Genomic DNA, 7,110 nt, shown 5'->3' on the forward strand with positions numbered 1-7,110 from the left:
AAGCACCTTTTTCATGCCCAAACAATTCTGTCTCAATCAGGTCTTTAGGAATTGCCGCCATATTGAGTGCAATAAATGGTTTGGCACGACGAGGTGAGTGTTTGTGTAGAGCATGTGCAACTAATTCTTTACCAGTACCAGATTCACCATTAATTAACACAGTAATATGAGATTGTGATAAACGTCCAATCGCACGGAAAACTTCCTGCATAGCAGGAGATTCACCAATGATCTCGGTTGATTGCAATGGTGATGCTGCTTTAGTTGCTTCTTGTTGTTGTAACTTATTGATATGCAAGATTGCACGATTAACCAGTGCTAATGCTTCATCAATATCAAAAGGTTTTGGTAAATATTCAAAAGCACCTGTTTGATAACTTGATACAGCGGATTCAAGGTCTGAATGCGCTGTCATAATAATGACAGGTAAGTCTGGATGTGTATTTTTAACTTTGGATAAGAAAGTTAAACCATCAATCCCAGGCATACGGATGTCAGTTAAGATGACATCTGGTGCATCATCATGTAAACGTTCAAGTGCCGTTTGTGCTTCTTCAAAATTGGTAACGTCAAAACCTTCTTCTTTGAAAGTTTTTTCGAGTACCCAGCGCATGGCACGATCGTCATCGATTACCCAAATTTTATTTCGTGACACGGTCTGACTCCCAAGGTAAATATAAGCTAAATACGGTTTTTCCAGGAACGGATTGACACTCGATCATTCCGTTGTGTTGATGCATGATGTTTTGAGCAATACTTAGGCCTAGACCTGTTCCTTTAGCTCGTCCAGTGACGAGCGGATAAAATACTGACTCTAAAATACTTTCCGGCACACCAGGACCATTGTCTTCTATATCAATACGTACTGTTGAGCGATGCAGAGCACCATTAATAGTGACTAAACGTTGAATACGTGTTCTTAATGTTAATTCTGGCTCTGAGTCGGTAAAGTAATCTTTATTCTCAGTCATTGCTTGAACCGCATTGACGCTGATATTGAGCATGACTTGTATAAGTTGATCGCGATCAGCCATAACGTCTGGTAATGAAAGGTCATAATCTCGAGTAATCTTAATTTTCTTTTTGGTTTGATTAGCAATGAGTGAGCGAACGCGTTCTAGTGGTTCATGCACATTAACATGTTCATAGCTAGGTAATTGCCGCGAACCGAGCATCGTGTCAGCCAAGTTAGTCAAGCGGTCAACTTCATTAATAATGATGTCAGTAAATTCTCGATAACTTTCATCACCTAAGCTACGTGCTAAAAGTTGAGTTGCGCCACGAATACCAGCTAAAGGATTCTTGATTTCATGTGCAACTCCTCTAACCAATTGGCGAGCTACATGATGTTGTTGAACCAAATTTTCCTCTTTGGAAATTTTCAACATACGATCAATCGGATTGAGTTCAATGAGAAGTAAGGGGTGGTAGCTTTTTCCTGCATTTAATTGCGAGGCGGTATAGTCAACATGAATTGGTTTGAAGTTCACGTTAATTACAGCTTCTCGTCGCGTATAATGTTGTCCACTTTGTAATGTATTGATTAATGCTTCGTGTGTATTAAATGTATCATCATGTGCATGCAGTAAATTGAGTACAGGTTGGCCCGATGCGCGAAGCAAACTGATATCAAATAATGCTTCACAAGCAGAATTTAAATAAAAAATATTAAGATTACTATCGACCAATAAAATGGCAGTCGTCAGATTATCTACAAGTAGTCGATAGTCGATAGTGTTGTGTTGATCCATTTGTGAATCGTCCTGTTTTAAAATGGCGCAATTAATATCAATATAAATGAATAGCCATTAACTTCTAGATTGTACTTAATGCAAAATATAAGCCAACTTTGTATTGGCTAAATTTCAATAACTTATTCGTAGAATGTCTAATTTATACGGTATTTTTCACATACATTGGGTTATTTCTATATTTTATTATGATTCAAAATGGTGCATTGTTGAATTTTATTTAAAATATTGGTTGTATTTTGGTGCATTACACAAAGAGATGTCTTTGCTGCTATGCGTAAGCCGAGAAAAGACATACAATACGCCGATTCTAGTGGAGCGCAGATTCATGAAGACCCCCAAAGTCGGTTTTGTATCTTTAGGTTGTCCTAAGGCATTGGTAGATTCTGAACGAATTTTAACTCAGTTAAAGACTGAAGGTTATCAAGTTGCATCAGATTATGATGGTGCAGATTTGGTTGTTGTTAACACCTGTGGTTTTATTGAATCTGCAGTACAAGAGTCTTTAGACGCGATTGGTGAAGCCATGAGCGAAAATGGCCGTGTGATCGTCACGGGCTGTTTAGGTAAAGATGAAGACAAGATTCGTCAAATGCACCCAAATGTTCTAAAAGTAACAGGTGCGGCAGCCTATCAAGATGTAATGGAAGCTGTACATGAATATGTACCAGCACCATCAAAGTACAACCCATTTATTGATTTAGTTCCTGAGCAAGGTGTTCGTTTGACACCGAAGCATTATGCATATTTAAAGATATCAGAAGGCTGTAATCATCGTTGTACATTCTGCATTATCCCAAGTATGCGCGGAGATCTTGTTTCTCGCCCAGTGGGTAAAGTGTTGGATGAGGCGGCGGCACTCAAACGTGCTGGTGTAAAAGAAATTCTAGTGATTTCTCAAGATACATCAGCTTATGGAGTAGACACGAAATACAAGTTGGATTTCTGGAACGGACAACCTGTAAAAACTAAATTCTATGACATGTGTGAAGCACTTGGTCAACTTGGAATTTGGGTTCGTTTACATTATGTCTATCCATACCCACATGTTGATGCCGCGATTGATTTAATGGCGCAAGGTAAAATCTTACCGTATTTAGATATTCCTTTTCAGCATGCCAGCCCACGCATCTTAAAATTGATGAAGCGACCAGCGCATAGTGAGAATACATTAGAGCGCCTCAAATTGTGGCGTGAAAAATGCCCTGAATTGGTGATTCGCTCTACTTTTGTCGTTGGTTTTCCTGGTGAAACTGAAGAAGACTTCCAAATCTTATTAGGATGGTTGAAAGAAGCTCAACTGGATCGAGTTGGATGCTTTACTTATTCACCTGTAGAGGGTGCGACAGCGAATGATCTTCCTGATCATGTGCCTCAAGAAATCAAACAAGAGCGTTATGAACGTTTCATGGAAGTTCAGCAGGCTATTTCCGCAGCGAAACTACAAAAACGTATTGGTCAGAAAATGACTGTGCTTGTTGATAGCTTAGAAGAAGAGTTCCCAGTAGCAGTAGCTCGTTCTTATGCTGACGCACCTGAAATTGATGGTAATGTTTTTGTTGAAGATATTGATAAGAGTGTGATTAAAGCGGGTGATCTGCTTGAGGTCGAAATTACTGACGCGGATAAATACGATTTATTTGCGAAATTAATTCAGATTAAATCTGCTTGATGTTGAATTATTCATTTTTATTAGATTAAGAAAATTTTGAGATTGGTCGGTTTGGAGTAAAGGTATGTCAGCTTCTAAAAATCCACGTTATGCAAGAATTTTGCTAAAGCTTTCTGGTGAAGCTTTAGCTGGTAATAAAGATATGGGTATTGATGCCCAAGTATTAGATCAAATGTCACTTTCAATTGCTCATTTAGTTGGTTTAGGTGTGCAAGTTGGTATTGTTGTAGGTGGTGGTAACTTATATCGTGGTAGCCAATTACAAAAAGATGGTTTGGTTGGTCGTGTAACGGGTGACCAAATGGGGATGTTGGCAACTGTAATGAATGGTCTGGCGATGCGTGATGCATTGGTACGTCGTAACATTAAAACTCGTTTAATGTCTGCATTGTCAATTGGTACAGTTGTTGAGTCATACTCAAGTCGTGATGCAATTCGCCATTTAAGCCAAGGTGAAGTTTGTGTATTTGTTGCAGGTACAGGTAATCCATTCTTTACAACAGATACTGCGGCTTGCTTACGTGGTATCGAGATTGAAGCAAACTTAATCTTGAAAGCAACTAAAGTTGATGGTGTTTATAATAAAGACCCAAGCAAATATGATGATGCTGTTAAGTACGATAACTTAACATTCGATCAAGTGCTTGATGAAAAGCTTGGTGTTATGGATCTCACAGCAATTTGCTTGTGTCGTGACCATAATGTGCCATTACAAGTATTCGATATGAATAAATCAGGCGCATTACTTTCTGTTGTAATGGGTGAAAAAGAAGGAACTCACGTTACGAACTAATGTACGTGAGCCTGAAAGCTCTTTATACTACGTTAAATATTTTGTAATACCTAATGAATAAGTAAGGAAGATCATATGATTAACGATCTCAAAAAAGATAGCGAACAGCGTATGCAGAAAACACTTGACTCTTTAGAGCAAGGTTTTGCGAAAGTTCGTACTGGACGCGCGCACCCATCAATTTTAAATGGTGTGATGGTTCCTTACTATGGTTCTGATGTTCCGCTAAACCAAGTTGCAAACGTTGGTGTAGAAGATTCTCGTACGCTTATTGTTCAACCTTTCGAACGTACAATGGTTTCAGCAATTGATAAAGCGATTCGTGAAAGTGATTTGGGCTTGAACCCAATTACTGCTGATTCAATTCGTGTTCCGCTTCCAGCATTAACAGAAGAAACACGTCGTGACATGCAGAAAGTAGCGCGTTCTGAAGCTGAAAATGCAAAAGTTGCGATCCGTAATATTCGTCGTGATGTTTTAGGTGATATCAAATCATTATTGAAAGAAAAAGAAATTTCTGAAGATGATGAGCGTCGTGCTGGTGATGATATCCAAAAAATCACTGATAAATATGTTGCAGAAGTTGATAAGCGTCTTGCAGCGAAAGAAGCGGAATTAATGAAAGTCTAATGATATGACATTATCAGAAGAGCAAAATCCTCCTCAGCATATTGCCATCATCATGGATGGCAATAATCGCTTTGCTAAAAAAAAGCAAATGCAAAAAGGCGATGGGCATCGCGAGGGCAAAAATGTCCTAGATCCTATCGTTGAACATTGTAAAAAAGTCGGTGTTCGTGCTTTAACCGTTTTTGCTTTTTCAAGTGAAAACTGGAACCGACCACAATATGAAGTGGATTTGTTAATGCAATTGTTGGAAGAGACAATTCATGAGCAACTACCTCGGATGGAAAAGTTTGATATTGCGTTGCGTTTCATTGGCGATCGTTCTCGTTTATCGACGAAATTGAGAGCGTTAATGGAATATGCAGAGCAAAAGACAGCAGCATTTGATTCGATGACACTCACGATTGCCGTAAGTTATGGCGGTATGTGGGATATGGCTCAAGCTGCGAAGAGCATTGCAGAAGAGGCTCTCGCTGGCAGGCTTGAAACCAATCAGATAAATGTTGATTTATTTGATAAGTATGTCAGTCTAAACGATCTTCCTGCCGTCGATTTATTAATTCGTACAGGCGGTGATTATCGTTTATCTAACTTTTTGCTCTGGCAAGCTGCATATGCAGAATTGTATTTTACCGATACTTTGTGGCCAGAATTTACAGTGCAAGAGTTGGATTATGCATTTAACGTTTTTTCAGGACGTGAAAGACGTTTCGGTAAAACTTCTGAACAGATTCAACAAGCGAAAATAGAGAATTAATAAATGTTAGAGCGGATTGTTACCGCATTGGTTTTAGTTGCTGTTGTTTTAAGTTGCATGTTTGCAACGCAATCACATTATCCAATGTTTGTGCTTATGATTTTAGCAGCTGGGGTTGCTGGGTATGAGTGGTTTAAGCTTATGCCTAGAACAGCATCAGTTGTTTCAAAGCCAAAAGCTTGGGTTTATGGTGGATGTGTCGCAGCAGTTTCGACGCTAGCATTATTTTTTGATGATGTGGCTTTGCTTTTATGGGCTGCATCAATTCTCACTTGGCTTGGAAGCATTTATTGGGTTAAAAATTTCCCTGAATCTGATAATTGGTACAATGTTTCCTTATATATCATTGGATTTATTTTAATCTCTGCGGCAGTTACAGCCTTATATGCAGTCTGGCATAGCTCCCCATGGTGGTTGATGTATTTATTCCTATTGGTATGGGGGGCTGATAGTGGCGCTTATTTTGTTGGCCGTAAATTTGGTAAGAAGAAACTTGCGCCGACAGTTAGCCCAAATAAATCGGTTGAAGGCTTGTATGGTGGTATTGCAACAACTGTAATCATTATGATGATTGTTCAATATTCATATTTGAATTTAACTGTAGTACAGCTTATCTTATTTTTAGTTCTTTCAATCATCACTGTTTTTGCTTCAGTGTTAGGTGACTTATTTGAATCAATGATTAAGCGTCGAGCTGGTATCAAAGATTCAGGTCGAGTGCTTCCTGGGCATGGTGGTGTATTAGATCGAATCGACTCATTACTAGCCGCTGCACCTATCTTTGCTGCGGGTATGTACATATTAAAACTTATTGGTGTAGATCTTTAAATGACTCAAGCTGTTTGTATATTGGGTGTTACAGGTTCAATTGGTCAAAGTACATTAAAAGTATTGGAACAACACCCAGACCAGTACACTGTTTTTGCAGTGTCTGCTTATAGTCGTTTAGATGAACTTTTAGAAATCTGCAAAAAATATCATCCTAAAATTGTCGTCGTACCGAGTGAAAAAGCTTTTGAACTAAAACAAAAGCTACATAATGAAAATCTCAAACAGATTGAAATCTTGACTGATGAAGCTGGATTAATAGCAATTGCAGAACATCCTGATGTTGATGTTGTTATGGCTGCAATTGTTGGTGCGGCTGGTTTGTTGCCAACGCTCGCAGCAGTAAAAGCAGGTAAGCGAGTATTGCTTGCAAACAAAGAAGCTTTAGTGATGTCTGGTGACATTATGATGCAGGCGGCAAAACAGCATAAGGCGTTATTGCTACCTGTAGATTCTGAACACAATGCAATTTTTCAATCATTACCGCATGACTATCTAGACGCAAAAAGAACAGGACAGCCGCAACTCGGCGTTTCTCAGATATTATTGACTGCATCTGGTGGCCCATTTCTTAATCACTCAATTGAACAATTAAAAGATGTAACACCTCAACAAGCATGTAAGCATCCAAACTGGTCTATGGGGCAAAAAATCTCGGTTGATTCTGCAACTTTAATGAACA

The 7,110-nt window shown here is 38.8% G+C and carries 7 protein-coding genes and 1 pseudogene; 6 read left to right on the forward strand and 2 right to left on the reverse strand.

From position 1 onward, the window contains the following. Together B4237_RS06300 and glnL are read right to left on the reverse strand one after the other, a co-directional pair. Positions 1-655 (reverse strand): response regulator (locus B4237_RS06300; protein ID WP_286942225.1); only part of this gene is annotated, 655 nt, incomplete at its 3' end. Further along, a complete protein-coding gene (gene glnL / locus B4237_RS06305; protein ID WP_004879333.1) occupies positions 642-1,751 on the reverse strand; it encodes a nitrogen regulation protein NR(II) in 1,110 nt (369 codons plus the stop codon). The genes B4237_RS06300 and glnL, both read right to left, overlap by 14 nt. A 328-nt stretch (positions 1,752-2,079) precedes the next feature. Between glnL and rimO the strand changes: the two genes are divergently transcribed. The 6 genes and pseudogenes from rimO to B4237_RS06335 all read left to right on the forward strand — a co-directional run. After that, on the forward strand, positions 2,080-3,423 hold the full coding sequence (gene rimO, locus B4237_RS06310) for a 30S ribosomal protein S12 methylthiotransferase RimO (protein WP_286942226.1): 1,344 nt from the start codon (positions 2,080-2,082) through the stop codon (positions 3,421-3,423). 64 nt (positions 3,424-3,487) lie between these two features. After that, positions 3,488-4,216, forward strand: coding sequence for a UMP kinase (gene pyrH / locus B4237_RS06315; protein ID WP_007482231.1), 729 nt, complete (start codon positions 3,488-3,490; stop codon positions 4,214-4,216). Between the two features lie 75 nt (positions 4,217-4,291). Next, the gene (frr, locus tag B4237_RS06320; protein ID WP_061517441.1) at positions 4,292-4,846 is read left to right on the forward strand and encodes a ribosome recycling factor; all 555 of its coding nucleotides are present in this window, start codon (positions 4,292-4,294) and stop codon (positions 4,844-4,846) included. 4 nt (positions 4,847-4,850) lie between these two features. Continuing rightward, a complete protein-coding gene (uppS, locus tag B4237_RS06325) occupies positions 4,851-5,600 on the forward strand; it encodes a polyprenyl diphosphate synthase (RefSeq protein WP_278595442.1) in 750 nt (249 codons plus the stop codon). Between the two features lie 3 nt (positions 5,601-5,603). Continuing rightward, complete coding sequence (locus tag B4237_RS06330; protein WP_278595441.1) at positions 5,604-6,428, forward strand: phosphatidate cytidylyltransferase; 825 nt, start codon at positions 5,604-5,606, stop codon at positions 6,426-6,428. Beyond that, positions 6,429-7,110: pseudogene (locus tag B4237_RS06335) on the forward strand (1-deoxy-D-xylulose-5-phosphate reductoisomerase); the annotation flags it as partial. It abuts the gene before it with no gap.

The sequence above is a fragment of the Acinetobacter sp. UBA6526 genome (genome assembly GCF_002434875.1).
GTDB classification, from domain to species: domain Bacteria; phylum Pseudomonadota; class Gammaproteobacteria; order Pseudomonadales; family Moraxellaceae; genus Acinetobacter; species Acinetobacter venetianus.